This is a genomic window from Streptomyces sp. NPDC006197, assembly GCF_040613865.1.
Lineage (GTDB): Bacteria > Actinomycetota > Actinomycetes > Streptomycetales > Streptomycetaceae > Streptomyces.
Genome location: NZ_JBEXSZ010000005.1, coordinates 41,136 through 67,872 on the forward strand (window position 1 = coordinate 41,136; position 26,737 = coordinate 67,872).

General features: G+C 73.1%; 23 protein-coding genes and 2 pseudogenes. 7 read left to right on the forward strand and 18 right to left on the reverse strand.

Annotated elements, in window-relative coordinates:
* Positions 1–369 precede the first annotated feature (369 nt).
* The 11 genes from ABZ318_RS02495 to ABZ318_RS02545 form a co-directional block, all read right to left on the reverse strand.
* Complete coding sequence (locus ABZ318_RS02495) at positions 370–1,260, reverse strand: ABC transporter permease (RefSeq protein ID WP_356900644.1); 891 nt, start codon at positions 1,258–1,260, stop codon at positions 370–372.
* Positions 1,244–2,044, reverse strand: a complete 801-nt coding sequence (locus ABZ318_RS02500) for an ABC transporter ATP-binding protein (protein WP_356900708.1) — start codon at positions 2,042–2,044, stop codon at positions 1,244–1,246. The genes ABZ318_RS02495 and ABZ318_RS02500 overlap by 17 nt, the downstream gene beginning before the upstream one ends.
* Positions 2,045–2,147: 103 nt before the next feature.
* Positions 2,148–3,302 (reverse strand): ABC transporter substrate-binding protein, encoded by a 1,155-nt coding sequence (locus ABZ318_RS02505; protein ID WP_356900645.1) that lies wholly within the window; start codon positions 3,300–3,302, stop codon positions 2,148–2,150.
* Positions 3,302–4,693 (reverse strand): GTP-binding protein, encoded by a 1,392-nt coding sequence (locus ABZ318_RS02510; protein WP_356900646.1) that lies wholly within the window; start codon positions 4,691–4,693, stop codon positions 3,302–3,304. Before ABZ318_RS02510 ends, ABZ318_RS02505 begins: the two co-directional genes overlap by 1 nt.
* 2 nt (positions 4,694–4,695) lie before the next feature.
* The gene (cysD, locus tag ABZ318_RS02515) at positions 4,696–5,634 is read right to left on the reverse strand and encodes a sulfate adenylyltransferase subunit CysD (protein WP_356900709.1); all 939 of its coding nucleotides are present in this window, start codon (positions 5,632–5,634) and stop codon (positions 4,696–4,698) included.
* A gap of 2 nt (positions 5,635–5,636) precedes the next feature.
* Complete coding sequence (gene cysC, locus ABZ318_RS02520; RefSeq protein ID WP_356900710.1) at positions 5,637–6,215, reverse strand: adenylyl-sulfate kinase; 579 nt, start codon at positions 6,213–6,215, stop codon at positions 5,637–5,639.
* Positions 6,216–6,289: 74 nt separating this feature from the next.
* The gene (locus ABZ318_RS02525) at positions 6,290–7,066 is read right to left on the reverse strand and encodes an alpha/beta hydrolase (RefSeq protein ID WP_356900647.1); all 777 of its coding nucleotides are present in this window, start codon (positions 7,064–7,066) and stop codon (positions 6,290–6,292) included.
* A 111-nt stretch (positions 7,067–7,177) separates the two neighbouring features.
* The gene (locus ABZ318_RS02530; protein ID WP_356900711.1) at positions 7,178–7,786 is read right to left on the reverse strand and encodes a response regulator transcription factor; all 609 of its coding nucleotides are present in this window, start codon (positions 7,784–7,786) and stop codon (positions 7,178–7,180) included.
* A gap of 75 nt (positions 7,787–7,861) precedes the next feature.
* Positions 7,862–9,928: a histidine kinase gene (locus ABZ318_RS02535; RefSeq protein WP_356900648.1), complete on the reverse strand. Its 2,067-nt coding sequence runs from the start codon at positions 9,926–9,928 to the stop codon at positions 7,862–7,864.
* A 180-nt stretch (positions 9,929–10,108) separates the two neighbouring features.
* Positions 10,109–12,325, reverse strand: a complete 2,217-nt coding sequence (locus ABZ318_RS02540) for a TOMM precursor leader peptide-binding protein (RefSeq protein ID WP_356900649.1) — start codon at positions 12,323–12,325, stop codon at positions 10,109–10,111.
* A gap of 16 nt (positions 12,326–12,341) precedes the next feature.
* Positions 12,342–12,464 (reverse strand): hypothetical protein, encoded by a 123-nt coding sequence (locus ABZ318_RS02545; protein WP_356900650.1) that lies wholly within the window; start codon positions 12,462–12,464, stop codon positions 12,342–12,344.
* A 214-nt stretch (positions 12,465–12,678) separates the two neighbouring features.
* Here ABZ318_RS02545 and ABZ318_RS02550 point away from each other — a divergent pair, with 214 nt between their 5' ends.
* On the forward strand, positions 12,679–13,563 hold the full coding sequence (locus ABZ318_RS02550; RefSeq protein WP_356900651.1) for an AfsR/SARP family transcriptional regulator: 885 nt from the start codon (positions 12,679–12,681) through the stop codon (positions 13,561–13,563).
* A gap of 6 nt (positions 13,564–13,569) precedes the next feature.
* Here the strand turns inward: ABZ318_RS02550 and ABZ318_RS02555 are convergent, their stop codons facing one another.
* A complete protein-coding gene (locus tag ABZ318_RS02555; RefSeq protein ID WP_356900652.1) occupies positions 13,570–13,695 on the reverse strand; it encodes a hypothetical protein in 126 nt (41 codons plus the stop codon).
* A gap of 255 nt (positions 13,696–13,950) precedes the next feature.
* Between ABZ318_RS02555 and ABZ318_RS02560 the strand changes: the two genes are divergently transcribed.
* From ABZ318_RS02560 to pcaB, 6 genes are all read left to right on the forward strand, one after another.
* Positions 13,951–14,760, forward strand: coding sequence for a thioesterase domain-containing protein (locus ABZ318_RS02560; RefSeq protein ID WP_356900653.1), 810 nt, complete (start codon positions 13,951–13,953; stop codon positions 14,758–14,760).
* Between the two features lie 410 nt (positions 14,761–15,170).
* Positions 15,171–16,124 carry an aromatase/cyclase gene (locus tag ABZ318_RS02565; protein ID WP_356900654.1) on the forward strand — a complete coding sequence of 318 codons (954 nt, stop codon included), beginning with the start codon at positions 15,171–15,173 and terminating at the stop codon, positions 16,122–16,124.
* 26 nt (positions 16,125–16,150) lie between these two features.
* A complete protein-coding gene (locus ABZ318_RS02570) occupies positions 16,151–17,974 on the forward strand; it encodes an acyl-CoA dehydrogenase (protein ID WP_356900655.1) in 1,824 nt (607 codons plus the stop codon).
* Between the two features lie 137 nt (positions 17,975–18,111).
* Positions 18,112–18,921: a 4'-phosphopantetheinyl transferase superfamily protein gene (locus ABZ318_RS02575; protein ID WP_356900657.1), complete on the forward strand. Its 810-nt coding sequence runs from the start codon at positions 18,112–18,114 to the stop codon at positions 18,919–18,921.
* A gap of 433 nt (positions 18,922–19,354) precedes the next feature.
* Positions 19,355–21,367: an FAD/NAD(P)-binding protein gene (locus ABZ318_RS02580; RefSeq protein ID WP_356900658.1), complete on the forward strand. Its 2,013-nt coding sequence runs from the start codon at positions 19,355–19,357 to the stop codon at positions 21,365–21,367.
* Positions 21,364–22,806: a 3-carboxy-cis,cis-muconate cycloisomerase gene (pcaB, locus tag ABZ318_RS02585; RefSeq protein WP_356900659.1), complete on the forward strand. Its 1,443-nt coding sequence runs from the start codon at positions 21,364–21,366 to the stop codon at positions 22,804–22,806. Before ABZ318_RS02580 ends, pcaB begins: the two co-directional genes overlap by 4 nt.
* 288 nt (positions 22,807–23,094) lie before the next feature.
* Here the strand turns inward: pcaB and ABZ318_RS02590 are convergent.
* The 6 genes and pseudogenes from ABZ318_RS02590 to ABZ318_RS02615 all read right to left on the reverse strand — a co-directional run.
* A pseudogene (locus ABZ318_RS02590) lies at positions 23,095–23,259 on the reverse strand (SpoIIE family protein phosphatase); the annotation flags it as partial.
* Between the two features lie 4 nt (positions 23,260–23,263).
* Positions 23,264–24,040 carry an alpha/beta hydrolase gene (locus ABZ318_RS02595; protein WP_356900660.1) on the reverse strand — a complete coding sequence of 259 codons (777 nt, stop codon included), beginning with the start codon at positions 24,038–24,040 and terminating at the stop codon, positions 23,264–23,266.
* Between the two features lie 71 nt (positions 24,041–24,111).
* Positions 24,112–24,291, reverse strand: a pseudogene (locus ABZ318_RS02600) (hypothetical protein); the annotation flags it as partial.
* A gap of 36 nt (positions 24,292–24,327) precedes the next feature.
* Entirely contained in the window at positions 24,328–24,528 is a 201-nt protein-coding gene (locus tag ABZ318_RS02605) for a hypothetical protein (protein WP_356900661.1), read from the reverse strand.
* A gap of 474 nt (positions 24,529–25,002) precedes the next feature.
* Positions 25,003–26,202: a PP2C family protein-serine/threonine phosphatase gene (locus tag ABZ318_RS02610; protein WP_356900662.1), complete on the reverse strand. Its 1,200-nt coding sequence runs from the start codon at positions 26,200–26,202 to the stop codon at positions 25,003–25,005.
* Positions 26,203–26,385: 183 nt separating this feature from the next.
* Positions 26,386–26,652: a hypothetical protein gene (locus tag ABZ318_RS02615; RefSeq protein ID WP_356900663.1), complete on the reverse strand. Its 267-nt coding sequence runs from the start codon at positions 26,650–26,652 to the stop codon at positions 26,386–26,388.
* Positions 26,653–26,737: the final 85 nt, after the last annotated feature.

The following is a 26,737-nucleotide window of genomic DNA, read 5'->3' on the forward strand; positions in this document are numbered from 1 at the left end:
CCGACCATGTGGCGAGCTCCTCTTCCGACAACGGCGGCAGACAGGGCTGGTCGGCGGAGTGAGGTGGGGGCCAGAGGCCCTGCCATTCCAGAGGCGGATACATTCCGGTCCACGCAAAACCCATCCACATCAGGCCCTTGCCGAAGTCCTTCCACATGGATTGCATGGCGGACCTGAGCCTTGAGCCCATGTCAATCTCCATTCGCCGGGAACCACCCGGTGCCCACCTTGGGCGACCTCTCTCGAGCCGGGGTCGGGGACCTGTCGAACTCCGCTGGAGCGTTCGGTACCCGACGGGATTCGGGGGCACGGCAAAGGGGCGGTTCCCGGTGGTGCCGGGAACCGCCCCTGGGGTGGGCGCTGGCGCGGTCAGCGCGAGGCGACGAGCAGCCCCCGGGACCGCAGCACCCGGCGCTCCAGCGGGGCGAAGCACAGGAGGTCGACGGCGACACCGACGACGAGTATCAGGATGATCCCGAGGAGCACGCCGGCCATGTCGGAGAACTCCCGCTGGTTCTCCAGATAGCGCCCGAGGCCGAGCCCGAGTTCGGGCGAGGAGGCGATCAGCTCGGCGGCCATCAGGGAGCGCCAGGAGAACGCCCAGCCCTGCTTGAGCCCGGCCAGATAGCCGGGCAGGGCGGCCGGCAGCAGGACGTGCCGGACGCCGCGCGGCCCGGTCGCGCCGAGCGTCCGGCCGGCCTGCAGGAAGAGCGGCGGGACCTGGTCGATCCCGGAGATCAGCCCGTTGGCGATCGACGGCACCGCGCCGAGCAGGATCACCGCGTACATCGCCGAGTCGTCGATGCCGAGCCAGATCACGGCGGCCGGCACCCAGGCGACCGACGGCAGCGACTGGAGCCCGGCGAGGACGGGGCCGACGGCGGCCCGTACGGGACGGACCCGGGCGACGAGCAGACCGATCGGGGTGCCGATCGCGACGGCGAGCAGGAAGCCCGAGAGTCCGCGCCACAGGCTGGTCCAGATGATCGAGAACAGCGTGCCCTCGTACCAGAGGTCGGTGAGCGCGACCCACACGTCGGCCGGGGGCGGCAGCTTGTCGGGGGTCGTCAGGTGCAGGCTGTGGGCGAGCTGCCAGGCGCCGAGCACCAGGGCGACGCCGAGGAGCGGCGGCAGCGCCTTCTGCCGCAGCACCCGGCCGAGCGGGGCGCGCTCCGTGGGCACGGTCTCCAACGCGTCGAGCCCGGCCCCGACCCCGGCGGACTCGTCGGTGCGCGGGCGGAGGTCAATGCTGGACGACATGGCGGCGGATCTCCCCACGCAGGTGCTCGGTGATCTCGGAGGACAGCGCCGCGACCCCGGCGGACTCGGCGCGGCGCGGCTGCGGCAGGTCGACGTTCCACTCACGGGCGATCCGGCCGGGCCGCGACGACAGGAGCACGACGCGCCCGCCGAGCCGGACGGCCTCGCTCACGTTGTGCGTGACGAACAGGACGGTGAGCCCGCGCTCGGCCCAGATCCGGGTCAGCTCGTCGTGCAGGACGTCCCGGGTGATGGCATCCAGCGCCGCGAACGGCTCGTCCATCAGGAGCACGCGCGCGCCCTGGGCGAGGGCGCGGGCCAGGGCGACGCGCTGGCGCATGCCGCCGGAGAGCTCGTGCACCCGCTTGCCGTGGGCGCCGCCGAGCCGGACGAGGCCGAGGAGCCGCTCGGCCTCGGCCCGGCGCCGCTCGCGCGGGACCCCGGCCAGACGCAGCGCCAGCTCGACGTTGCCGCCGGCGGTCAGCCACGGGAACAGCGCGTGGTCCTGGAACATCAGGGCCGGCCGGGGCCCGGGCACCTCGATGGTCCCGGAGTCGGGCGTGTCGAGCCCCGCCACCAGGTTCAGCAGCGTGGACTTGCCGCAGCCCGAGGCGCCGAGCAGCGTGACGAACTCGCCCGGGGCGACGTCCAGGTCGATGCCGTCGAGCACGGGCGCGTCCGCGCCGGGGCGCCCGAAGGACTTGGAGACCCGCGCGAGCCGCACGGCGGGGGGCGGCGCCGGGGCGGCGGCCCCGACACGGCGGGTGTCCTTCTGGGGGGTCAGTGCCGTGGTCACGGGCACCTCCTGAGGGAGTGGTCGGGGAGGACGGACGGAGTGCGGCCGCGCGGCGTTCGGGGTACGGCGTCGGCGGGGCGGCCGTACGGCGTCAGGCGGCGACGCCGAGTCCGGCGTCCGGCACGGGGGGCCGCCCGGCCGCCGCGAGTACCCGGTTCAGCGGGCGCAGGTCGTAGATACCGCTGAGGTCGGCCTCCTTCAGGAGGCCCGCGGCGACCGCGTGGTCGGCCTGGGTGCGCAGAGTGGCGGCCAGCGGGTCGTCGAGGAAGACGATGCCGCGCCAGGCCCGGTCGAGGACGGCGGGTTCGAGCCGGCCGCCGGTGAGCCGTTCGGCGTACGCGGCGGCGTCGGCCCGCGCCCGCTCCGGAGCCGCGGCGATGGCCGCGTTGGTGGCCACCGAGCCGCGCAGCACGGCCTCGACGACATCCGGGTGCGCGGCCAGGAAGGGCTGTGCGACGACGAGGTGGGTGATGACGAACGCGCCGCCGGGCCAGCGGGACCGCTCGTCGAGGAGGACCTTCGCGCCGAGCGCGACCAGCTGGGCGGCGGCCGGCTCGGGCACCCAGGCACCGTCGACGGAGCCCGAACGGTAGGCGCCCAGGAGGGTCTTGTTGTCGGTGCGGACGACGGAGACCTCGCCGGCGCCGGTGGCGGGGTCCACCTCGTACCCCTGCTCCGCGAGATAAGTGAGGAGGGCGACGTCCTGGGTGTTGCCGAGCTGCGGGGACGCGATCCGGGTGCCCCGGAGGTCGGCGGCGGTCCTGATCCGCGCCGGGTTCACCACGAGCCGGACGCCGCCGGAGGCCGCACCGGCGACGATCCGCAGAGACGTACCGCCCGACCGCACCCAGCTGTTGATCGCGGGGGAGGGGCCGATCCAGGCGAGGTCGAGAGCCCCGGCGTTGAGGGCCTCGATGGCGGTGGGACCGGCGTTGAAGACCTGCGTCCTGAGCCGGGTGTCACCCAGCTCCTTCTGGAACAGGCCCCGGCGCAGCCCGACGAGCGCGGTGCCGTGCGTCAGGTTCGCGAAGTGGCCGACGCGTACGGTGTCGGCGGAGAGCCGGGAGGTCGTACCCGCGGTGACGGCCACCGGGTCGGCACCGGCCCGGTCGGCGGCCCGGGAGCCGTAGCCGCAGGAGGCGAGGAGCCCGGTGGCGGTCAGCGCCGCCCCGCCCCGCAGGGCCGCCCGCCGGGTCGACCCGCCGGGCGCGCGGCGCGGGGTCCCCGGCTCCGGGTGCGGCGCCATCAGACCCAGGCCCCGTCGTCCGCCGCCGACCCGGCGGTGCGGGCGGACCCGGTGCGCGCGGACCCGAAGGGCTCGCCCGCCATGCCGGCCGCGAGCGTCGTACCGTCGGCGGGGTCGATCAGCAGGAAGGACCCGGTCCCGCGGTTGTCGGCGTACGTGTCCAGTGCCAGCGGCTCCGCCGTGCGCAGCACCACCCGACCGATGTCGTTGACGTGCAACTCATGGTCACCGGACCGCTGTTCGAGCGTGCCGATGTCGATCCGGTACGTCAGCTCCCGGACCACGGCGCGCACGGTCCGGGTGGTGTGCTTGAGCAGTACCTTGGCGCCGACGCGCAGCGCACGCTCGTCGAGGTGGCAGAGGCCGGCCTCCACGTCCCGCGTCGGAACGGGCGCCAGACCGGCGGCGGCGATCAGGTCGCCGCGCGAGACGTCGATGTCGTCGACGAGCCGTACGGTGACCGACTGCGGGGCCCAGGCGAGGTCGACCGGCTTTCCGAAGGCGTCGATCCCGGCGACGGTGGTGGTGCGGCCGGAGGGCAGCACGGTCACCGGGTCCCCGACGGCCAGCACGCCGGAGGCCAACTGGCCTGCGTAGCCGCGGTAGTCGGGGTGCTCGGCGGTCTGCGGCCGGATCACGTACTGGACGGGGAAGCGGGCCGGCTCGCCGCTCGGGTCGCTGCCGACCGGGACGGTCTCCAGGTGTTCGAGCAGCGTCGGGCCGCCGTACCAGTCCATGTGCGCGGAGGGCTCGACGACGTTGTCCCCGGCGAGCGCGGAGAGCGGGATCGCCACGACGTCCCGGACGCCGAGCTCGGTGGCGTACGACGTGAACTCCTCGGCGATGGCGGCGAAGACGGACTCCGCGTAGCCGACCAGGTCCATCTTGTTCACGGCCAGGACCACGTGCGGGACCCGGAGCAGGGCGGCGACGGCGGCGTGCCGGCGGGTCTGCTCGACGACGCCGTTGCGGGCGTCGACGAGGACGACCGCGAGATCGGCCGTCGAGGCGCCGGTGACCATGTTCCGCGTGTACTGCACATGGCCCGGGGTGTCGGCGAGGATGAACCGGCGGCGGGGCGTGGCGAAGTAGCGGTACGCGACGTCGATGGTGATGCCCTGCTCGCGCTCGGCGCGCAGCCCGTCCGTGAGGAGGGCGAGGTCCGGGGTGTCCTGGCCGCGGTTGCGGGAGGCGTGCTCGACGGCTTCCAGCTGGTCGGCGAGGACCGACTTGGAGTCGTGGAGGAGCCGGCCGACCAGGGTGGACTTGCCGTCGTCGACGGAGCCCGCGGTGGCCAGGCGCAGCAGCGAGGCGGCGGGGCCCAGCTCGGATGCCGTGTGCTCGGGTGCCGCGTCGTGCCGCGTGGCGGTGGCTTCCTGTGCGGTGGTCATGGCTAGAAGTACCCCTCGCGCTTGCGGTCTTCCATGGCGGCCTCGGACAGCTTGTCGTCGGCGCGGGTGGCCCCGCGCTCGGTGAGCCGGGAGGCGGCGATCTCGGCGATGACGTCCGCGTCGACGGCGGCGGCGGAGTCGACGGCGCCGGTGCAGGACATGTCACCGACGGTGCGGTAGCGGACGAGCCGCTTCTCCACGGTCTCGGACTCCTTCGGGCCGCCCCACTCGCCGGCGGTCAGCCACATGCCGTCGCGGGCGAACACCTCGCGTTCGTGGGCGTAGTAGATCTCGGGGAGCTCGATCTTCTCGCGCTGGATGTACTGCCAGACGTCCAGCTCGGTCCAGTTGGAGAGCGGGAAGACGCGGACGTGCTCGCCGGGGGCGTGCCGGCCGTTGTAGAGGGCCCACAGTTCGGGGCGCTGGCGGCGCGGGTCCCACTGGGAGAACTCGTCGCGCAGCGAGAAGACGCGCTCCTTGGCGCGGGCCTTCTCCTCGTCGCGGCGGCCACCGCCGAAGACGGCGTCGAAGCGGTGCTGCTGGATCGCCTCGGTCAGCGGGACGGTCTGCAGCGGGTTGCGGGTGCCGTCGGGGCGCTCGCGGAGCTTGCCGGCGTCGATGTACTCCTGCACGGAGGCCACGTGCAGCCGCAGCCCGTGCCGGGCGACGACCCGGTCGCGGTAGGCGATGACCTCGGGGAAGTTGTGCCCGGTGTCGACGTGCAGGAGCGTGAAGGGGATCGGCGCGGGGGCGAAGGCCTTCAGCGCCAGGTGCAGCATGACGATGGAGTCCTTGCCGCCGGAGAAGAGGATCACCGGCCGCTCGAACTCGCCCGCCACCTCGCGGAAGATGTGGACGGACTCCGCTTCCAGGGCGTCCAGGTGCGACAGCGCGTAAGGGTTCTCCGGGGCGTCGATCGGGCCGCGGGTCGCGGTCGGCATGCTCACAGGAGGCCCCTCTCGGTCAGGAAGGCGTGCAGCTCGGCCACACACCCGGCCACGGACCGGCCCTGGGTCCTGATGCGCAGCTCGGGGTCGGCCGGGATCTCGTACGGGTCGTCCACACCGGTCAGACCGGTGATCTCCCCGGCGGTCTGCCGCGCGTACAGACCCTTCACGTCGCGCGCCGAGCAGACCTCGACGGGCGTGTCCACATGGATCTCGAGGAACGCCGTGTCGCGCCCGGCGTGGCGCTCCCGCACGGCGGCCCGGGAGGCGGCGTACGGGGCGATGACCGGCGCGAGGACGGTGACGCCGTGCGCGGCGAGCCGCTCCGCCACGAAGCCGATCCGGGTCACGTTGGTGTGCCGGTCCTCCCGGCTGAACCCGAGCCCCGCCGACAGATGGGCGCGGACCTCGTCACCGTCGAGCACCTCGACCGGGCGCCCCTCGGCGCGCAGCCGCTCGGCGAGGGCACGGGCGAGGGTGGTCTTTCCCGCGCTGGGCAGCCCGGTCAGCCACACGGTGGCGCCGCGCGGCCGGGGGAGGGCCGCCGCGGTGACCCCGGGGGCCGGGGCGCCCACGGCGGCGAGGGTGGGAGCAGTGGTCACGGTGATGCTCTCCTGCACGTGAGTCGACTTCGGTGGTGTCGGTCCGCTCAGGCGGTGACGAACTCGGCGAGGGTGCGGCCGAGGACGTCCATGTCGATCCGGTGCCAGGAGCCCGGCAGTTCGAGGCCGCGCCCGTTCGGGAGGGCGTCGGCGGTGGCCCGCGCGGCGGCACGCAGCCACTCACTGGTCCCGCTGCTGTTGAGGACCAGGGTCTCCGTCCTGTACGCGGCAAGCCGCTCGACCGGCACCTCGTAGTCGCCGCAGACGGCGATGTCGTACAGGAGGGTGTGGGCGTTCGTCTCGTTCATCGCCCAGATCGGGCCGCGGCGCCACTCGGCGACGTTGTCGGGCGTGAGGCCCAGGAAAGAGCCGAGGAAGTACTCGACGGCCTCGTGGCGCCGGTCCTCCGAGAGCAGCACGCGCGTCGTCTTCGCCACGTTCCACGGGGGCTTCGGGAAGCCGTCGACCCGGTAGAACGGCTCGTGCAGCGCCAGCTTGGTGATCGGCAGGCCGGCGAACGCCGCCTCGAGCGCCAGATTGGCGCCCGAGGAACCGGCGAACACCACGGCCTCGCCACCGGCGGCCTCGATCACCGCGGCGAGGTCCTCGACCTCGCGCTCGACGGCGTACTCGGGCGCGTCGCCGCTCTCGCCGCGCCCGCGGCGGTCGTACACGTACGTGGTGCAGTGCGGCGCCAGCTCGGGGACGAGGGCGTCGAAGATCGTGTGATCACGGAACGAGCCGTTCAGCAGCACGATCGGCGGGCCGTCACCCGACTTCTCGTAGGCGATCGTCGTGCCGTCCCGGGAAACGACCTTGCGCATCACGCACTCCTCATGCCGCACGGAGGTGCTCTCACCTCGTCGAATGTCGGCATCCTGGAGCGCGCCGGTGGACGGCCGGTCGAGGACCGGTCGCGGGTGCTCCCGCGCTGGTCAGGAGAGCCAGCCGGCCTCGGTGGCGATCCGGACGGCATCGATCCGGTTACGCGCGTTGAGCTTCATCACCGTGGTCGTCAGGTAGTTGCGCACCGTGCCGAGGGACAGGTGCAGCTTCGCTGCGATCTCCCGTGGCTCGTCGCCCTGCGCGGCCATGCGCAGCACCTCGGTCTCGCGTTTGGACAGCGGGTTCTCACCGATGTCCCAAGCGCTCATCACTAACTGCGGGTTGATCACGCGCCGGCCTGCCGCGACCTCCCGGACCGCCTGCGCGAGTCCTTCGGCCGGGGAGTCCTTCAGCAGGAACCCCGACACCTTCGCGGACATCGCGCGACGCAGCAGACCGGGGCGTCCGAGCCCGGTCATGATCAGCGTGCGGCACTCCGGCAACTTGTCGTGCAACGCCTCGGCCGCGGTGAGGCCGTCCATCCCGGGCAGGTCGACGTCCATGATCGCCACGTCGGGCCGACAGGACAGGGCGGTGGGGACGATCAGGTCCCCTCTGTCCACCACGCCGACGACTTCCAGGTCCGGTTCCAGTTGGAGCAGCGCGACCAGCGCTCCCCGCACCATGTGCATGTCCTCGGCCAGGAGAATTCTGAGCAGCCGATCCCCCACTTGTCCCCCTTTGACTTCTGCCGATGAGAAAGGGCATTCACGGTCCCGAATGCCCATGAATTATCAGATCGCGGCGTCCTCCTGCTGCAGTGTGAAGGGCCGGTCCTCCGTCAGGAAAGTATCGAGGTCCACATCATGAGGCCGCCGATGTTCAGGCGTCTCCCCCGCGCCGGGCAGGGCACGGTATCCGCGCGCCACGAGCCGTACGTCCGCGAGGGCCCGGCGGGAGAGGTCGAGCACGGTGGTCAGCTCGTCCCGGGCGGGCTCCGGGGCGTCAGGCAGCAGCCGGTGGACGAGCGCGCATTTCATGGTGATCGTGGAGAGGCTGGATCCGAGCACCTCGTGGAGCTCGCGTTCCACGAGCAGCCGCTCCCGGTCGACGGCCAGCCGAGCGAGCGCGCCACGGGCCTCGTGGAGGGCGATCACCAGTCGGTACAGCGCCGTGAATCCGTAGACGACGAGTCCCGCGACGAGCGAGGAATCCGTAAGGTAGACGACGTCGTACAGCGGAGTTCCGGCCGCGGCCGCCAGGGGCGCGACGACGCCGATGGCCGCTCCGTACAGCCAGAGCCGCAGGGTGCCGACGGTGGTGATGAGGAGCGAGCCGGCGAAGAATCCGGCCATCGAGCCCCAGGGGGCGCCGAGCCAAAGGAGCGGCGCGTACGTGGCGATGGCCTGGAGTGCGAGGGTGAGCGCGCGGGTGCGGGCCGGCCAGGTGCGCGGGCGGCGTAGCGAGTGGAGGAGCTGGAGCGCGACGACGACGGCGAAGCAGCCGAGGAAGCCGAGCAGTTCGAGGCCGGATCCCGCGCCGCCGGCGGCGTTGATGACGACGATGACGGTGTAGCCGACGAGGACGGCGATGAGCATGCCGCGGGCCATCCGGATCGCCCAGTGCAGGGCGGCGGGCTCGTGCTCCTCGGCGCCGGCCCCGTCCGTACGGTCCACGGCGGCGGCCCCGTCGGTTTCCGTGTCGGCCTCAGGGCCCTTCGCCGGCTCCACCGGCACGTGGGCGAGGACCTCGAACCAGCCGTCGTCCGTGGGCCGTCCGGTGAGGTCGCCGCCGACGCCGTTCACCCGGGTCTTCAGGTTGCCGAGGCCGCTGCCGCCCCCGCCGATGGTGTCCCGGCCGGTCTCCCCCGCGCCGTCGTTGCGGATCCGCAGCGTCACCGTCCCGCCCTCGCGGACGGCGGTGATCGCGCAGTGCTCGGCCTTGCTGTGCCGGAGCGCGTTGGTGACGGCCTCGCGCAGCACGATGGCGAGGACGGTGTCCAGCTCCTTCGGCAGCGGGCCGCAGTCCAGCTCGGTGACGGTCTCGATTCCGGCGTCGGCGAGGACGGAGCGGGCGGACTCGGCCTCGGCGGCGAGCGACATGTCGCGGTAGCCGGTCGCGACCAGGGTCACGTCGGCCAGGGCCTCACCGGCGATGCCGAGCACCCCGGCGACCTCGGAGCGGGCGCGGTCGGGCGCCGACGGGATCAGCCGGTGGCCGAGTTCGCTCTTCAGGGCGATCGCCGAGAGGCTGTAGCCGAGAAGGTCGTGGAGGTCGCCCGCGACCCGGAGCCGTTCCTGGACGACGGCCATCCCGGCGAGTTCGCGCCGGGTCTCGCGGAGTTCGGCGACCAGGCCGGAGAGCGAGCTGACCCCGTAGATGATGAGGCTGAAGAGGAGCGTGACGCCGAGGCTGTAGAGCGCGACGCCCGCCCCCGCGATCGTGACGACGATCGGCACGATGACGCCGGTGACGAGCGCGAAGAGCGGCCAGCGGAGCCGGCCGGACACGACGAGGAGAACCGATCCGCCGAGCAGCCCGGTCATCGCGCCCCAGGGCATGCCGAGCCAGACGAGCGGCAGGTAGGTGACCACGGCCTGCGCGGAGAGCGTGAGGGCGCGGACGCGTACGGGCCAGGTGTGCGGGCGCCGGGTGGAACAGGCGAACTGCAGCGGGAGCAGCGCCGCCAGACTGACCGCGAGCAGTGCGAGCCGCGCGGCTCCGGGCTCCTCCCCGAGGACGTTCAGGACGGTCACGAGGGTGTGACCGCCGAGCACGCCCAGGGTGATGAGCAGGGCCATGCGCGGGGCCTGGGGGTCGGACTCGTCGTCCCGTCTTTCGTCCCGGGATGTGTCGAGCATGGGCGTGTGCCTCCTAGCCATACCTGCGGTGACTGAGAAGCACAGGCGAGCGCCTGGGCATCCCCCCGAAATACCGCGGATGATCTTACAGGCGAGGCATCACGTTGTCGTGGGCGCAACCCCCAATTTTTAGACGCGTTGGCCAGGAACAATCGTCAATTGAACTGATTCATGGGGAAGTTAAAGAAAGAGTGGTATCGGGTTCAGATCCTCGTAACGCGTCGGCGCGGAAAGCCTCCCGAGCCGCACCGGCACGTCGAACAGCCGCCCCGGCGCGAACCTCGCCCAGAAGTGCCGCAGCCCCGGCACGACCACCTTCACCACCGGCAGCTCCAGATCGGGCCGCGTCTGGTCCAGGACCAGCACCTCGAGACCGTGGCTCCGGGCCAGACCGACCAGATGCTCCAGATCGTCCCGGAGATCGGAGCGCGGCACGTACCCGTACGATTCCGGCGTCCGCGTCGGCAGCTCCGGATCGGGCAGCAGGTACGGCTGGTCCGCGACCGTCGCCCCGCGCAGCCAGTCGAGCAGATGGGCCGGAAGACCCGGCGCGTACCCCCGCGTCCCCGACGGCAGCGAGGGCAGCATCTGTCCCAGCTCCGTGACCGCCCGGCTCAGCGCGACCGCCGGATCGAGGTGCGCCCCGAAGCCCAGCATGATGTCCTCCGCCGGCCCCTCGGTCCGGCGCGACACCGCGGCCATCACCGGGATCCCCAGGTCGGCCGTGAGGTCCAGGACCCAGATCGAACGGCCCAGCTCCCGGAAGCGCTCGGGCAGCGCCGCCACCCACGGATCGCCGAACGCCGTCAGGTCCACCGCGGCGTGCCGGGTGCGGTTGTACCACCACAGCGCCACCGCGTCGCGCTCCACCAGCTCCAGGAAGCCCTGGAGGATCGCGTCCTCCACGGAGCCGCCCGCGGCGTTGCCGTTCGAGTCGGCCACGACCGAGGCCACCGAGGGACCGCCGAAGTACACCTGCGCCGAGGGCAGCAGCCGCTGCTCCTCACCGGTGAGCGACCACACCGGCGTCCACTCGATCTCCGCTTCCTCGTCGAACCGCTCCGGCACGTACTCGAAGGGGATGCCCGAGGCGTTCCACCGCTCGCGGTCCGCGTACTGCCGCTCGTCGAACAGCATGCAGTCACCCGGGTGCACGGCCCGGCCCGCCAGCTCGCGATAGCTCCCGCGCACGGTCTCCTCGTCGCCGAAGCGCGTCGCGCTGTACCGCTCGACCGCCTCGCACAGCGCGCTGACCCGCGCCTCCACGTCCGTCCGCCCCTTGCCGCCGCTCTGCATCCGCAGCCCCGCGCGGAGCGCGGACAGGTCGCCCTCCGGCAGCGCCAGATTCGGCCCTGACCGGTAGCAGTGCAGGAACGAAGGGGCCTGCGGGTCCCGCACGACCCGCTCCGTGATCCCGGTGACCGGATCGGCCAGCCGCCCGAACCGCTCCCACATCTGCTCCGCCGAGAGCGCCCGGTGACCGCTCCCCCCGGCCGCGCCCTTCGGCCGGGACACCGGCACCACCGGCCGTCGCGTCCGCTCCGCGACCATCCCCGTGTCCCCGCAGTCCGGGCACTGTGGCCGCGCCGCCACCGGATGGTGACCGGCCGCGAGCGTCAGCGTGTCCAGCGTCCACAACATGCCCTGGCGCTCCTCGCGCAGCCCCGCCAGCCACTTCGCCGCCTCCAGGGCCGCCGTCTGCAACCCCAGTTCCCGCGTGGCCGCCAGCGAGGCCTCCGGCACCCGCACCGGGCCCGCGAGCCCCAGCGCACGCCGCACGTGCGACTCACCGCGCCGGTGGGAGCGGAGCCGTACCGCCAGACAGGACCAGCAGGCGCCCGCCGTACCCGGCCGGAACACCGGACCGACCCAGAGCTGTGCCCCGTACGGCTTCGCCGGCAGCCAGGGCCTGCCGTCCGCGAGCCGCGCCGCGTTGAACTCGGCCAGCGCCGGATCCAGATAGTCGTCGCACACGACCAGGGTGAAGGGCGCGTCCGGGCCACAGGTCAGCCCCGCCGCGCGGCAGGCACGCTCGGCCGCCGCCGCGTCGGCACCGCCGAGCGCCACGACGGACACCTCGGCGTCCGCCGGACCGCCGACCCCCGCCAGATCCCAGTACGCGCCGGCGGCGGCGTCCTGGGGGCCCGTGTGGAAACCGACCAGACCCGCGGCGGTGAGCCGGTCGAGCATGCCGTCCAGCTGCTCCGCGGGGAACTCCGTGGCCTCGCGCAGCTCGGGCAGGGTCAGCGACCCGTCGAGCAGCGGGGCCACCTTCTGGATGGCGTTGCCGGAGAGGGCGGTCGTCCCCCGGGGCGAGACGAGGTAGACGGCCTCGCCCGGGACGATCTCGGCCCGCAGGTGGCGCCGGAATCCGATCGGTCGTGTGTCCACACGCATGGCGCGGGCCCGCTCTCTACTGAGCCGCGACCGCGACCGGAGTCAGGATGGCGCACCATCCGGTGGGGTCGCCGGTGGCGCCGGTGGTGCCGTCCAGGTTCTCGATGATCAGGTCGTCGGCGCTGGGGGTGATCTGCATGGGTCCGTTGCCTCTCTCGTCCGTTGCCGCGGTTGTCGGCGCCGCGGTGTGACCCAACTCTCCAACTTGGGCCGCGCGGGCCGCCATGCCCCGATTCACGTTCGCCGGGTGAATTTTTCACATCGGAGAGATGCGCAGCTCAGTGGGCAAGTTCCGCCCCTCTCGGCATGCTCGTAGACCGAGATCGATAGGTGCGATGCCTGGAGGAATGGAAATGTCCGAAGGCCCCAAGAGGTACGACCCCGTCAACACCGGGCAGCAGTCCGGACAGCTGAGCGTCGGGCTGCTCGGCTCACTGTCCGTGCACCTCGACGGGGCGCCGGTGGCGGCCAGCGCGCCCAAGCAGCGCCAGGTCCTCGCCCTGCTCGCGCTCAACGCGGGCCGGATCGTCACGGTGCCGACGCTGATCGAGGAGCTGTGGGGGGACCGCCCCCCGCGCAGTCACGCCACCACCCTGCAGACCTACGTCCTCCAGCTGCGCAACGCGCTGGCGGCCGCCGATGCCGATCGCCCCGGCGTGCGGCAGATCCTGAGCACCCGTCACAGCGGCTATCTCCTGGAAGCGGACGCCTGCACGACGGACGTCTCCGTCTTCGAGAACCGGGTACGGGCCGGGCGCGCCGCCTCCGAGGCCGGCGACCACCGCCGCGCCTCCGAGGAACTCCGTCAGGCGCTCCAGCTCTGGCGTGGCCCCGCGCTCGTGGATGTCCGCAAGGGCAGCGTCCTGGAAATCGAGGCCGTCTCCCTGGAGGAGAGCCGGCTCGGCGCCCTGGAGCGGCGCATCGAGTCCGACCTGGCCCTCGGCCGCCACGCCGACCTGCTCGGCGAACTGACCCGGGTGGTCGCGCGGAACGCGATGCACGAGAACCTCTGCGCGTACCTGATGATCGCCCTCTACCGGGCGGGCCGCGTCGGCCGCTCCCTGGAGGCCTTCCGCCGGCTCAGGTCCGTCCTCAACCACGAGCTGGGCGTCGAGCCCTGCCCGCGCCTCCAGAACCTCCAGGCGGCGATCCTCTCCGGCGACCCGGCCCTGGACGTCTGGTCCGTGTCCTGGTCCCCGGAGGAGTTCGCGGCGCACCGTCTCGCGCGGGCCTCCTGAGGCCGCTCAGGCGGCCCTGCGGGCGGAGAGGAACGTTCCGCCCAGGGCCGGCGTGCCGAGGCCGGGCATCAGCACACCCAGGGGGACATGGAGCGGGGGGCAGGCGAGGACGGCGGCGAGCACGTACGGCATGGTCCGGCGGCGACCGTGAGAGCGAGGACGGGCGCGCCTCCGCCTGCCTGCGCGCGGCCCTCGACCGGCTCCGCACCTCGGCGTTCGACCTGTACACGGCGTGAACCCGGGCGCCGTGCGGAGCGCGGGCACTCGCACCGTACGCGGCTCCGGCGCGAGTCGAGTCCCGCTCCAGCCGCGGCGGCGAGACTCGGGCGGCGGCCGGTGCGCCGCACGGCTCACGCGCCGGCACAGCTTCCCGGAGGAGGGCGACGGATGGCTTCCCTGACGGCGGTCGACGGGGTGGTGGAGCAGCGGGTACGGCTCCACTGCCTCGCCCACGCGGGCGCGGGCGTGTCCAGCTACCGCCGCTGGCCGGTGGCGGCCGGTCCCGCGGTGGACGTGGCGGCCCTGCCGCTGCCCGGCCGGGACGGCCGACGGCGCGAACCGCGCGTCACCGACCGCGCGGGGCTCCTCGGCGACCTGCTCGGACCGCTCCTCGAGACGGCGCGCTCCGGCCCGTACGCGCTGTACGGGCACAGCCTGGGCGCGCTGGTCGCCTACACGCTGACCCGGGCACTGGCCGACGAGGGGGCACCCCCGCCCCTGTTCCTCGCGGTGGGCGCCTGCCTGCCGCCGCACGCCACGGCCGCCCTGATGAGCGCGGCGGAGGCCCCCGACGAGCAGCTGCTCCCGCTCCTCGGCGAACTCGGCTCGCTGCCGAAGGGGGCCGCCGCCGACCCCGGGGGGCTGTGGCGCCGCTCCGTCCTGCCCGTGCTGCGCGACGACCTGCGGCTGGCCAAGGCCCTGCGGCGGGCGGCCCTTGACCCCGCCACCGGAGGACCCGTGAGCGTGCCCCTGCTCGTCTTCGCCGGCAGCGACGACCCGCTGGCCGTCCCGTCCGCGCTCCGGGAATGGCGGCAGTGGACCACCGGGCCCATCACCGTGCGCACCCTGGTCGGGGGCCACTTCTTCGCGGGGGACGACGCGCTGCCCGCCCTGATCGGCGAGGCCTGCCGGGAGCACGTGTCCCGTACGCCGGCCGCCGGGTCGGCCGGGACCCGTACCGCCGACGGTGCGCGGTGAGGCGGGTCGTCGTCACCGGTGTGGGCGTGGTGGCCCCCGGCGCCCTCGGCACCGGCGACTTCTGGGCGCCGCTCACCTCCGGGCGCACGGCGACACGCGGCGGCACCCTCTTCGACGCCCGCGGCGCGGCCCGCTCGTACGGGTGCCCGGAGCCCCGGGAGCGCGCCGGCCGGCCGGCCGGTCGAGGCGCGCTCCGCCCGGGTTCGAGCCGGGCTCGGGTCGGCCGCGAGCCGTTCCGGACAGGGTCGTCGGTACGGCCGCCGACCGGGGCGGATCCCGGTGGTGCCTGCCGACAGCCCCGAAACGCGGCGGACGGACGTGCCGGCGTGAGGGACACCGGCACGGCGCGCCACCGCCCCGCACGCGGTGGTCCGAGCCGGCCGCAGTACCGAACGAGAAGGGTGTGGAAGATGTCGGGTGCGCTGGTGCACCGCACGGTCCACGAAGTGGTCGCGGCGGCCCCGGCCGGAGTGCTGTACGGGCTGATCGCGGACGCCACACGGTGGCCGCTGTTCTTCCCGCCCTGCGTCCACGTCGAACAGCTCGACTTCGACGGGACACGGGAGCGGCTGCGCATGTGGGCCACCGTGGGCGACACCGTCAAGTCCTGGGTCTCCAGCCGCCGCCTGGACGTGCAGCGGCTGCGGGTGGAGTTCACCATGGACCCGCCCGCGGCCCCCGCCGAGTCCATGCGCGGAGTCTGGACCGTGGAGCCGCTCGGAGACCGCTCCCGCGTGGTCCTGGAGCACTTCTTCACCGTCTCCGGCGACAACCCGGCCGACGTGGCCCGGGTCGAGGACGTCACGGCCGCCAACAGCAGCATCCAGCTCGACCGGCTGGCCGCGATCGCCGAGCGCTGGACCCGGCTGGACGACCTCGTGTGGTCCTTCGAGGACACCATCCACGTCAACGCCCCCGCCGAGCCGATCTACGACTTCCTCTACCGGGCCGCCGACTGGCCGGCCGAACTCCCCCACGTCACCCTCCTCGACCTGGTCGAGGAGGAACCGGGCGTGCAGGTGATGTCCATGGGCAGCCTGTCCGTCGACGGCGGCACGCACAGCACCGAGTCCATACGCGTCTGCTTCCCCGGCGCCCGGCGCATCGTCTACAAGCAGACCCGCAGCTCGCCGCTGCTCACCGCCCACGCGGGCGAGTGGTCCATCGAGCCCGACGAGACGGGCGTGAACCTGACGGCCCGCCACTATGTGCTGCTCGACGAGGCGAACATCGAGCAGGTGCTCGGCGAGGGCACCGGCGCCGTCGCCGCCGGTCACCACGTGCGCGACGCGCTCGGCCAGGCCTGTCTGTCCGTACTGCGGTATGCCACCCAGTACGCCCTCGGCTCGGTCCACGTCCTGTGAGCACGGCCGACACGACTCGAACCCCCGTGCGAGACACCTCTCCCGCGCGGGGCACCTCCTCCGCACGGAGCACCTCCTCCGCGCCGCGGGCCGCCGAACCGCCGCGAGCCGCCGAACCGCCGCGGGCCGCCGAACCGTCGCGGGCCGAACCGCTGTGGGCCACCGAGCCCCTGCGGGCCGCCCGGCTGGAAGCGGCACTCGGGGACCCGTTCGACCCCGAGAACCCGCACGGGCACCTGGCGCTGCTGCGCGCCGACGAGGCCCGCGAGACGCCCGAGGCCACCGAGGCGCTGCTCGCGGAGGCCGGGCTGGCCGCCGAGTTCGTCCCCCACGACCTCGGCGGCCGGCTCACCGGCCTGGAGGAACTGGCCCGCGTCCTGCGCCCGCTGTTCCGCCGCGACCTCGCCCTCGGCTACGGCTACGGCATCACCTCGCTGTTCGCCGCCTCGTCGGTGTGGACCGCCGGGAACGAGGACCAGCGGCGCTCCCTGGCCCGCGTCCTGCTCGGTGGCGGCCGCGTCACGATCGCGCACCGCGAAGTCGCCCACGCCAACGCCATCCTGCGCAACGAGATGGGCGCCGAGCCGCGCCCCGGCGGTGGCTGGCTGGTCGGCGGGCGCAAGGACGCCGTCATCAACGCCCACCGTGCGGACGCTTTCGTCATGTATGCCCGTACGTCGCACGGGGACGGCCCCCGCAGCCACTCCGTGCTGATCCTCGGCCCCGACGCGCCGGCCGCCGGCGAGGTGCGCCGCCTGGGCCGGGTGGAGATGCCCGGTATGCGCGGGGCGCACTTCTCCGGCCTCGAACTCGACGGCGTGGTCCTGCCGGACGGCGCCCTGGTCGGCGCCGTCGGCGACGGGGTGTCGCTGGCGCTGCGCAGCTTCCAGACCAGCCATTGCCTGATCCCCGGCACCGTGCTGGCGGGCGTCGACAGCGTGCTGCGGCTGGCGGTGCGCGCGGCCACCGAGAGCCGGCCCGACGGCCGCCCCTCGCGCCGCCGGCAGAAGGTGCTCGCCGGGGTCTTCGCCGACCTGCTGGCCTGCGACGCCATGGCGGTGACCGGGCTGCGGGCGATGAGCCTCATGCCCGAGCAGTCGTACCTCCTGGGCGCGGCCGTGAAGTACACGATGCCCGACCTGCTGCGCGAGGACCTGGAGGAACTGGCCACCGTGCTCGGCGGGCGTGGCTACGACCGCGGACCGCTGTACGGGGGCTTCCAGAAGCTCGTGCGCGACCTGCCGGTGGCCGGACTCGGACACGCGGGCACCGCCCTCTGCCAGGCGGTGATCGTGCCGCAGCTGCCAACGCTGGCCCGTACGGCCTGGTTCCGCACCGCGGAACCGCCGGCCGCGCTCTTCACGCCCGGGGCGCCACTGCCCCTCTTCGACCACCGGAGGCTGGCCCACTCCAGTACGGACGACCTGCTGACGGCCACCCTCGTCGGGGTCGCGGGCCGGCTGGAGGGGCACACCGGACACGGGCCCCTGCACGCCGGGCTGGCCGCGCTCGCCCAGGCCTTCGTCGCGGAGCTGCGGGTGCTGCGCGCCCGCTGCGCCGCGCTCAGCGGGGCCTTCGACCCGCAGGCCTGCGCCCTGGCCGACCGCTACGCGCTGGTGCTCTCGGCCGCCGCGGTGCTAGGGCTCTGGGAGGCGCAGGCCGCGCACGGCGACGCGTTCCTCGGGGACCCGGCATGGGCGGTGCTCGCCCTCAGCCGTATCGGCCGCCGGCTGGGCGTGCGGATGGCGGACCTGCCCGACGGGGTCGTCGAGGCGGTACTGGACGAGGCGCTCGACCGGTGCAGGCAGCGGCGCAGCCTCGACCTGTACGGGACACGGCTCGCGGGCTGACGGACCTTCGGACGCAGGGCCCGGCAGGCGCGGGCCGCTGCCGCGGCCCGCCGACCTGGGTCCCGCACCACGGACGGACGTGCCCTGCCACGCAGGAGATGCCGGGGCGGCCGGCACGACATCGCAGGGAGGTGACGATGAACCAGGTGACGTGTGCCGTACCGGTGCACGTGCCGCGGCCGGACGGGCCGTGGCACGGAGTGCGGGAGGACCTGGCGGAACTCGGCAACGCGGTGGTCTACACGACGTGGACCGAATGGCTGCCGGGCCTCCTGACCACTCCCCGGCTGCGCGAGCTGCTGGGCGCGGACTGGGACCGCTACCGCCGCACCGCCGACCCCACCGTCCGCTACCGCTTCGCCGCCTCCCGGCTGCTCATCAAGTGCACGGCCGGGGCGGCCCTCGGGATCGAACCGGAGTACCTGGACCTGGCCTACCGGCTCGGCGGGCGCCCGTACCTGCGCGGCTTCGACCAGATCGAGCTGAGCCTGTCGCACACCGGGGACCTGATGGCCGTGGGGCTGAGCCGCACCGGCCGGATCGGGGTGGACGTGGAGCCGTCCGGGCGCACCGTCCGGCTGGACCTGATGAAGCAGCAGATCCTGACCGCCGTCGAGGAGGCGGAGATCGCGGAGCTGCCGGAGGCGCAGCGGGTGCCGCACGCGGTGCGGCTGTGGACGCTGAAGGAGGCGTACACCAAGGCGCTGGGGCAGGGGTTGCGGCTCGGCTTCAAGGAGTTCGGCTTCGGGCGGGACCTGAAGCTGCACGCCCCGGACGGCAGCGCCGCCACCCGCGGCGAGTGGGGCTTCGCCACGCACGAGGTGATGGGCCGGTACCTGGTGAGCATCGCCTGCCACGACGCCGGCCTGGGCACCGCGGACGACACGTCCGTCGGGACCATGCTCGACCAGGGGTTCCTGTCGGTGATGAGCATGAACACGCAGTGACCCCGCGCGCCGCACGCCCGCGGGCCGTCCACCCTGCCGAGCCGAGGAAGTCTCCGGCTGGACCCGGCGGGAGCTCGGCTCCGTCGCCGATGACCATCCCAGGACCGCTCTTCCACTCGGATCCGAGCCCTGGTTGAGCGCCGGGAGCGACCGTTGCGCCACACCACCACGACCCTCGGGGAGCAGGCCGCGCCGGCACGACACCGGCGACGCCGACGCGGCGCCGAGGTCCGGCCGTCCCCCGTCTCCTGAGCGGAGTGTCCTTGTGAGTAGCGGACGTGTGACTCCACCCACCTCTCAAGCGGCGGGTTCCCGACCCGAGAGTTGCGGTCCAGCCCGAACCAGCCCCTTGCAGGGCGCGAAGAGGCGACTACGGGTCGGGGAAGCGGCTCCCCCCTCGGCTGAAGCCGAGGGGGGAGCCGCTGGGAAAGTGATGGAAGTGTGCCTTGTGGGCGCCGGACCGCGCGGGCTGTCCGTACTGGAGCGGCTCTGTGCGCAGGAGCGGAAGTCCCCCCGCTGGGACCGCCTCGCCGTGCACGTCGTGGAGCCGGACCCGCCGGGCGCCGGCCGCGTCTGGCGGCCCTCGCAGTCCCGGCACCTGCTGATGAACACCGTCGCCTCACAGGTCACCGTCTACACGGACGCCAGCGTCAGCACCGAAGGACCGCTGGAGGAGGGCCCGAGCCTCTACGAGTGGGCCAGGACGCTGGGCGCCGACGCCCTCGTGCCCGGCGCCGGCGTGCCGTACGACGACGAGATCCTCGCCGAGGCCCGCGACCTGGGCCCGGACGCGTACCCCACCCGAGCTCTGTACGGCCATTACCTGACCTGGGTGTTCGGGCAGGTCACCTCGAACGCGGCCGCGCACACCGACATCCGCGTGCACGCCTCGCGCGCCGTCGCCCTCGAGGACGCCGACCCCGGCGCCGGCCCCGACGGGGCACAGACCGTGCTCCTGGAGGACGGCACCCGGCTGACCGGCCTCGGCGCCGTGGTGCTCGCGCAGGGCCACGTCCAGGTCCGGCCGACCGGCACGGAGCGGGAGTACGCCGAGTACGCGGCCCGGCACGGGCTGACCTACATCGCGCCGAGCAACCCGGCGGACGTGGACCTGTCGGCCGTGGCCCCGGGCGAGACCGTGCTGCTGCGCGGGCTCGGCCTGAACTTCTTCGACTACATGGCGCTGTTCACACACGCCCGCGGCGGGGTGTTCGAACGCGTCGACGGCCGCCTGGTGTACCGGCCCTCCGGCCGCGAGCCGCGGCTGTACGCGGGCTCCCGGCGCGGCGTGCCGTACCAGGCGCGGGGCGACAACGAGAAGGGCGCGCACGGCCGCTACCATCCGCGGCTGCTGACCACCGGGTTCGTGGCGGAGCTGCGCGCGCGGGTGAGCGGCGGCGAGCCGATCCGCTTCGGCGCCGAGCTGTGGCCGCTCATCTCCAAGGAGGTGCGCACCGTCTACTACGAGACGCTGCTGGCGCGGCGCGCGGAGCCGGACAAGGTGGCCGCGTTCTCGGCTGCGTTCTTGCGGGCCGAAGAAGGCGCAGCCGAGGAGCACCTGCTGGCCGCGGCCGGTATCGCCGAGGACGAGTGGTGGGACTGGGACAGTGTTGTCCGTCCGTTCGGTGAGCGCGTTTTCCCGGACCTGGCCGCCTTCCGTGCCTGGCTGCGTGGTTACCTGGACGAGGATGTGCGCAGGTCCCGTGAGGGCAACGTCAGTGGGCCGTTCAAGGCTGCTTTGGACCTGTTGCGGGATCTGCGCAACGAGCTGCGTCTGGCCATCGATCACGGCGGTCTCGACGCCGATTCCCACCGTGACGAGTTGGATGGGTGGTACACGCCGCTCAATGCGTACCTGTCCATCGGTCCGCCGGCCTCCCGTATCGAGGAGATGGCCGCGTTGATCGATGCGGGGGTCCTCGACGTGACCGGTCCGGGGCTGCGGGTGGCCGTCGACGAGCACGACCCCGAGGGCCCGGCCTTCGTCGGTACTTCCGCGGGTGTCGCCGGTCTGCGGGTGCGGGCCACGGTGCTGGTCGAGGCCCGGTTGCCGGAGATCGATGTCCGGCGTACAGCCGATCCGCTGATGGAGGGGCTGCTGCGTACCGGGCAGGGGCGGCCCTACCGCATCGCGGGTGTGGACGGCTCGTCGTACGAGACCGGTGGCCTGGCCGTGTCCGAGCGGCCGTACCGTCTGCTCGATGCCCGGGGGGTGCCGCATCCGAGGCGGTTCGCGTACGGGGTGCCCACCGAGTCCGTGCACTGGGTGACCGCGGCCGGTATCCGGCCGGGCGTGGGTTCGGTGACGCTGGAGGATTCCGATGCCGTCGCGGTGGCGGTGCTGGCGCTGGCGGAGCCGCCGGCCGGGGCGGCCCGGCCGGTGCGGGCTCCGGTGGTGCAGGCCGGGCCGGCGACGGCCCGGCCGGGCAGGGGGGTGGCCGCGTGAGCCCCGCCGCCGATCACTGCTCCGCCGGAGCGGACACCGGGCTGCTGTCCCCGGTCCGGGCGGGCACTCCCGTCGAGGCCGCCGTCGCCGATGCCGCCTGGGTCCAGGCGATGCTCGACGCGGAGGCCGCGCTGGCCCGCGCCCAGGCGCGGTGCGGCACCGTCCCGGCCGCCGCGGCCGCCGCGGTCACCGCCGCGGCCCGGGCCGCGGACTTCGACGTACGGGAGCTGGCGCTCGTCTCGCGGGAGACCGCGAACCCGGTGGTGGGTCTGGTCAAGGCGCTCACCGCGCGCGTCGCGGCCCGCTCGCCCGAGGCGGCCGAGTACGTGCACCGCGGTTCCACGAGCCAGGACGTCTTCGACACCGGCGCGATGCTGGTGGCCACCCGTGCCCTGCGCCTGATCATCGCGGACCTCAGGGCCGTGGCCGACACCCTGGGGGCCCTGGCCGCCGACCACCGGGACACGGTGATGGCGGGCCGTACTCTCGCCCTGCATGCCGTGCCCACCACCTTCGGGCTGAAGGCGGCGGGCTGGCGCCAGCTGGTCCTGGAGTCCGCCGAGCGCCTGGAGCGGCTGGAGCGGGGCGGGCTGCCGGTGTCCCTGGGCGGCGCGGCCGGCACCCTGGCGGGCTACCTCCAGTACGCGGGCGACGAGGCCGACCCGGCGGCCGTCCTGGCCGAGCTGGTGGCCGCCTTCGCGGACGAGACGGGGCTGGCCGCACCGGTCCTGCCGTGGCACGCGCTGCGCACGCCCGTCTCCGACCTCGGCGCGGCTCTCGCGCACACCGCGGGGGCGCTGGGGAAGATCGCCGTCGACGTGCTCGTGCTCACCCGTACCGAGGCCGGGGAGGTGACCGAGCCGGCGGTGGCCGGGCGGGGCGCCTCCTCGGCGATGCCGCACAAGCGCAACCCCGTGCTGTCGACGCTGATCCGTTCGGCCGCCCTCCAGGTCCCGGCCCTGGCCGCCGTCCTCGTGCAGTGCCTGCCGCACGAGGACGAGCGGTCGGCCGGGGTCTGGCACGCCGAGTGGCAGCCGCTGCGCGAGGCGCTGCGGCTGACCGGCGGGGCCGCGCACACCGCGGTGGAGCTGGTCCGAGGGCTCACGGTGCACCCCGAGCGGATGGCGGCCAACCTGCAGGCCACCGGCGGGCAGATCGTCTCCGAGCGGGTCTGCGCCGTACTCGCCCCGAGGCTGGGCAAGACGGCCGCGAAGGAGCTGCTGACCCGCGCGTCGCTGGAGGCGGCCAGGACCGGCCTGCCACTGATCGCGGTGCTGGCCGGACTCGACGAGGTACGGGGGGTGCTGTCCCCCGAGGCGCTCGCGGCGCTGCTCGATCCGGCCCACTACACGGGCATGGCCGGCCCCCTGGTCGACCGGGCACTGACGGCCCCCGGCCTCCGGTCGGCCCCCGGAACCACCGGAAAGGCCCCGGCATGACCACCGCCCCGACCGGACCACCGACCAGGCCGCCCCGCCGCTGAACCACCCGGGGTTCCCCGATCTGCGGGCCGTACGGGACGGCAATCCCGGTTTCGCGGCCAGTCGTTCAGGGACGGGCGGCGTGAGGTTTGCGCTGTGAGCCCCTCGGTGTCGTCAGCACCGGGCAGCGAGACTCGTCTGTCAACAAACAAGCCCCAGGTCGCTGACCTGGGGCTTCGTTCAAGAGCGGATGACGGGAATCGAACCCGCGCTACAAGCTTGGGAATCACCGACACCTTCGTCTGCCTTCTCCAGCTGGTTCACCCAGTCGATCAGCTGGTCCTCTCCGAACTGCTCCTGGCCGCTCTCGTGTTCCTCGACCAGGCCGTCGGTGAAGCAGAGGATCCGGTCCCCGGGCGCGAGCGTCACCTCGCTGACCTGTGGCTGGTCTCCGCCGAAGCCGACGGGGAGCCATCTAGCGGCCGAGGAACCTCTCGACCGCCGTCGCCAGGGCCTGCGGACTTTCGTCGGGGGCGAAGTGACCGGCGTCGTCGAAGACCTCGAGCTCGGCGTTCGGATACCACTGCAGCCACGTGGATCGCATGGTGTCGGGGCCCATCGCCGGGTCGCTCGCACCGGCCACCACAAGCACTGGCGTCGCGTTTCCCTTGACCAGCTCGTGGATATCGGGGCCGCGCGTCCAGGATTCGAGGTACGCGCGCAGGGCCGCCTGCGAGGAGCGTTCCGAGCCGTTCACCCTGGCGTCCAGCCACGCGTCGTCGTGCCGACTGCCGGTGAGGGCGTCGAAGATCGTCCTGCGGTTGCCGGAATCCTCCACGGCCCCGACGAACAGCTCCCACATCTCCCCTTCGAGCGGGAACCCGGACGCGGGCACGGGCGAGATGCCGATGATCGAGCGGATCCGTGAGGGGGCGTCCAGCAACAACTGCTGGGCCGCCTTGCCGCCCATGGAGTGACCGATGACCGAGAAGGTGTCCCAGCCGAGGTCGTCGGCCACGGCGAGGACGTCCGCCGCGATTTCCTCCATCGTGTACGTGCCGGGGGTGTCCATCGCCTCGCCGTACCCACGGCAGTCCACGAAGGCGTAGCTGAACGCGCCTCCGTCCAGGTGCGGCCGCAGATGGCCGAAACTCGATCTGTCGCTCAGCCAGTGGTGGAGTGCGATGACCTGCTCCGGACCGCTGCCCTGTACCTCGTACGGAATGACGTTTCCTGCTCCACGGTTTGCCACGGTGTTGGGTCTCCCCTGTCGGGCCGGGCCCGGAATCCGCCGGCCGGAGGCTTCGCCCCAACGGCGTAATCCCAGTCAACGGTGATCAGCCCTGCGCCCGCCAGGCAGGTGCAGGCGGCGGCCGGATCCTGTTCCGGCGCGTGGAGGTCGCGCCGCAGCTGCGCTCCGATGATGCCGAGGAGGCGGTTGCCCTCGACGGCTTCGTACAGGATCCGGAGCACCTGTTCGCGGTAGGTCTTGCGTTCGCGCAGGCAGGGCGCTGGGCGTGTGGGCGAGTCGTGCGCTGGTCAGAGCCCCTCGTCGTGCAGGTCCTCTTCGCGCATCAGGTCGTCCTCGCGGCGGCGCGAGGTCTCCTCCGGGCCGGGCTTCTGTCCCTTCTCGCGGGACGACTTACCCGGCCGGGGCCGCGCGGGGTCTCCGGGGCGATGGTGCTCCTGCGCCTCGTGGCCCTTGCCCGGTTCCTGACGCTTGTCCTGCCTACCGTCCATGACGGCGACTCCTCTTGATGACGGGGTACGGATTCCTCTCGGATCACGCTGACACGCACAGCGACAGCCCGCATCATGTCGATTGCGAAGCGAGGCAGAGGGATGACGCCCCTCCCCATGGGCAGCGCCGGAAGGCCGGCCATCCTTCCAACGCCGAGGAGGACGCGATCCGCACCCCGCCCGTCGGCCTCAGCGTGAAGGGCGACTGACCGGACGGCGGCCACTCGACATCGAGTAGCGTCGGGGGTCTGGACAACGAAGAAGGCCCTGGTCTCTGACCAGGGCCTTCGTTCACGAGCGGATGACGGGAATCGAACCCGCGCCACAAGCTTGGGAATCACCCGGCACTTGGGCCCGCGAAGCGCTTCTGACCCGCGCAAACGTTAGCCTGACGCCGCTTCTTCGCCGCCTGCTCGACTCCTTTGTCGTCCGCTGTTGACCGCCTCTGCTGGCACGTTGTGGCATGGCGGCAGATCAGCCGCGCCACTCCACCAGGACGAGAGTGGCGTCGTCCGAGGTGGCTTCGCCGCGTGCTCGCTTGAGCGTATGGGACAGGTCCCGTGCCACCGCGCGGACTCCTCGGTCTGCCTTCTCCAGCTGGTTCACCCAGTCGATCAGCTGGTCCTCGCCGAACTGCTCCTGTCCGCTCTCGTGTTCCTCGACCAGGCCGTCGGTGAAGCAGAGGATCCGGTCCCCGGGCGCGAGCGTCACCTCGCTGACCTGCGGCTGGTCTCCGCCGAAGCCGACGGGAAGGGTGGTGGGGCTGTCCAGGCGGCCCATGACACGGTGCTCCCGGATCAGGACGGGGGCGGGGTGTCCGGCGTTGACCCACTGGAGACGGCCGGTGATCGTGTCCAGCCGCATCATCTGCGCCGTGACGAAGTGGTCGGGGGCGAACTGCTCGGCCACGGCCCGGTCCATGAAGAGGTAGATCTCGGACAGCTCGATACTGATGCGGCGGGCGTGCCGGTAGGCGCCGATGGCGACGGTCGCCATGGTCGCCGCGTTCAGGCCGTGGCCCATGGCGTCGATCACGGCGAGGTGGAGGGTGTCGCCGTTCAGGGCGTAGTCGAAGCTGTCGCCGGCGACGTCGTAGGCGGGCTCCAGGACTCCGGCGACGGCGACGCGCGGCATGGTCATGATCAGCGGCGGCAGCAGCGACCACTGGATCTCGGCGGCGACGCTCATCGGCTGGCTGCGGCGGGTGCGGAAGAAGAGGTCGGTGTGGTTGTTCTTGGTCTGCAGCAGGTCGGCGACCAGTCCCGCGATCCTGCGCAGGATGCGGCGGTCGTCGTCGTCGACCGTGGCCAGGGTGACGGCCAGGACGCCGGCCTGGTCGCCGCCGTCGAGCAGCGGTAGGTGGACGCGTACTCCGTCGGCCAGCGCCAGCTCGACCGGGCGGGACGTGAGGAAACACCGGCCGGCCTCCGAACCGTCGATGGACAGCGGCTCACCGCCCCTCAGCCCTTCGGCGAGCAGGGGAACCAGCCTCTGTTGCCCGTAGTCCTGGAGCAGGATCTGCGGACTCCTGCCCCCCAGCCGGCTCACCGTCTCGGCGACGACCAGTCCGACCCGGTGGGGCGGCAGCTCGTGCGCGAGGTCCAGGATCGTTCCCAGGAGCCCCTCCCCGAAGCTCTCCGAGCGATCGGGTTTCCCGAGCCGTCCGACGGTCATCCCGTTGCCTCCAACCGAGCGGCGATGACCTCGCCCGGTCCTGCCGTACGGGGTGGGTGCCGCGGCCGTGCGGCGACCGGGTACTGGAGCGGCCCGCACCAGCGATGTGGCCTCCAGGATGCTCCTCGGCGGCAGGTCACGCCACACATGGCCATAGCGCTGCCGCTCGCGGAGTGGCGCCGGTCAGGGCTCCTCGGTGTGAGGGCCGGTGCCGGTGGGAGGTCTGCTGGTGGCGAGCCAGGTGCGGGCGGGTCCGGCGGCGGTCTCGGTGTCGACGGTGAGGTGGAGCCGTGTGCCGCCGCCCGGCACGGGGTAGCTGCGCTGCTCCGCGCCGGCGAAGCACCGGCGGATCACTTCGGCGACCGCACGGGCGGCCTCGGGCGTGGCGGAGACGATACGGATCTCGGCGTGTTCGGCCTGCGGCAGTGGTTCGTTCTCGGTGGGGTGCAAGACGGCGTGCTCCGTTCGGGACAAAAAGCGAGAGGCCGGCGGGTGGGTTGTCCCGGGTGTCGGGTGCCCCACCCGCGGCCTTCGG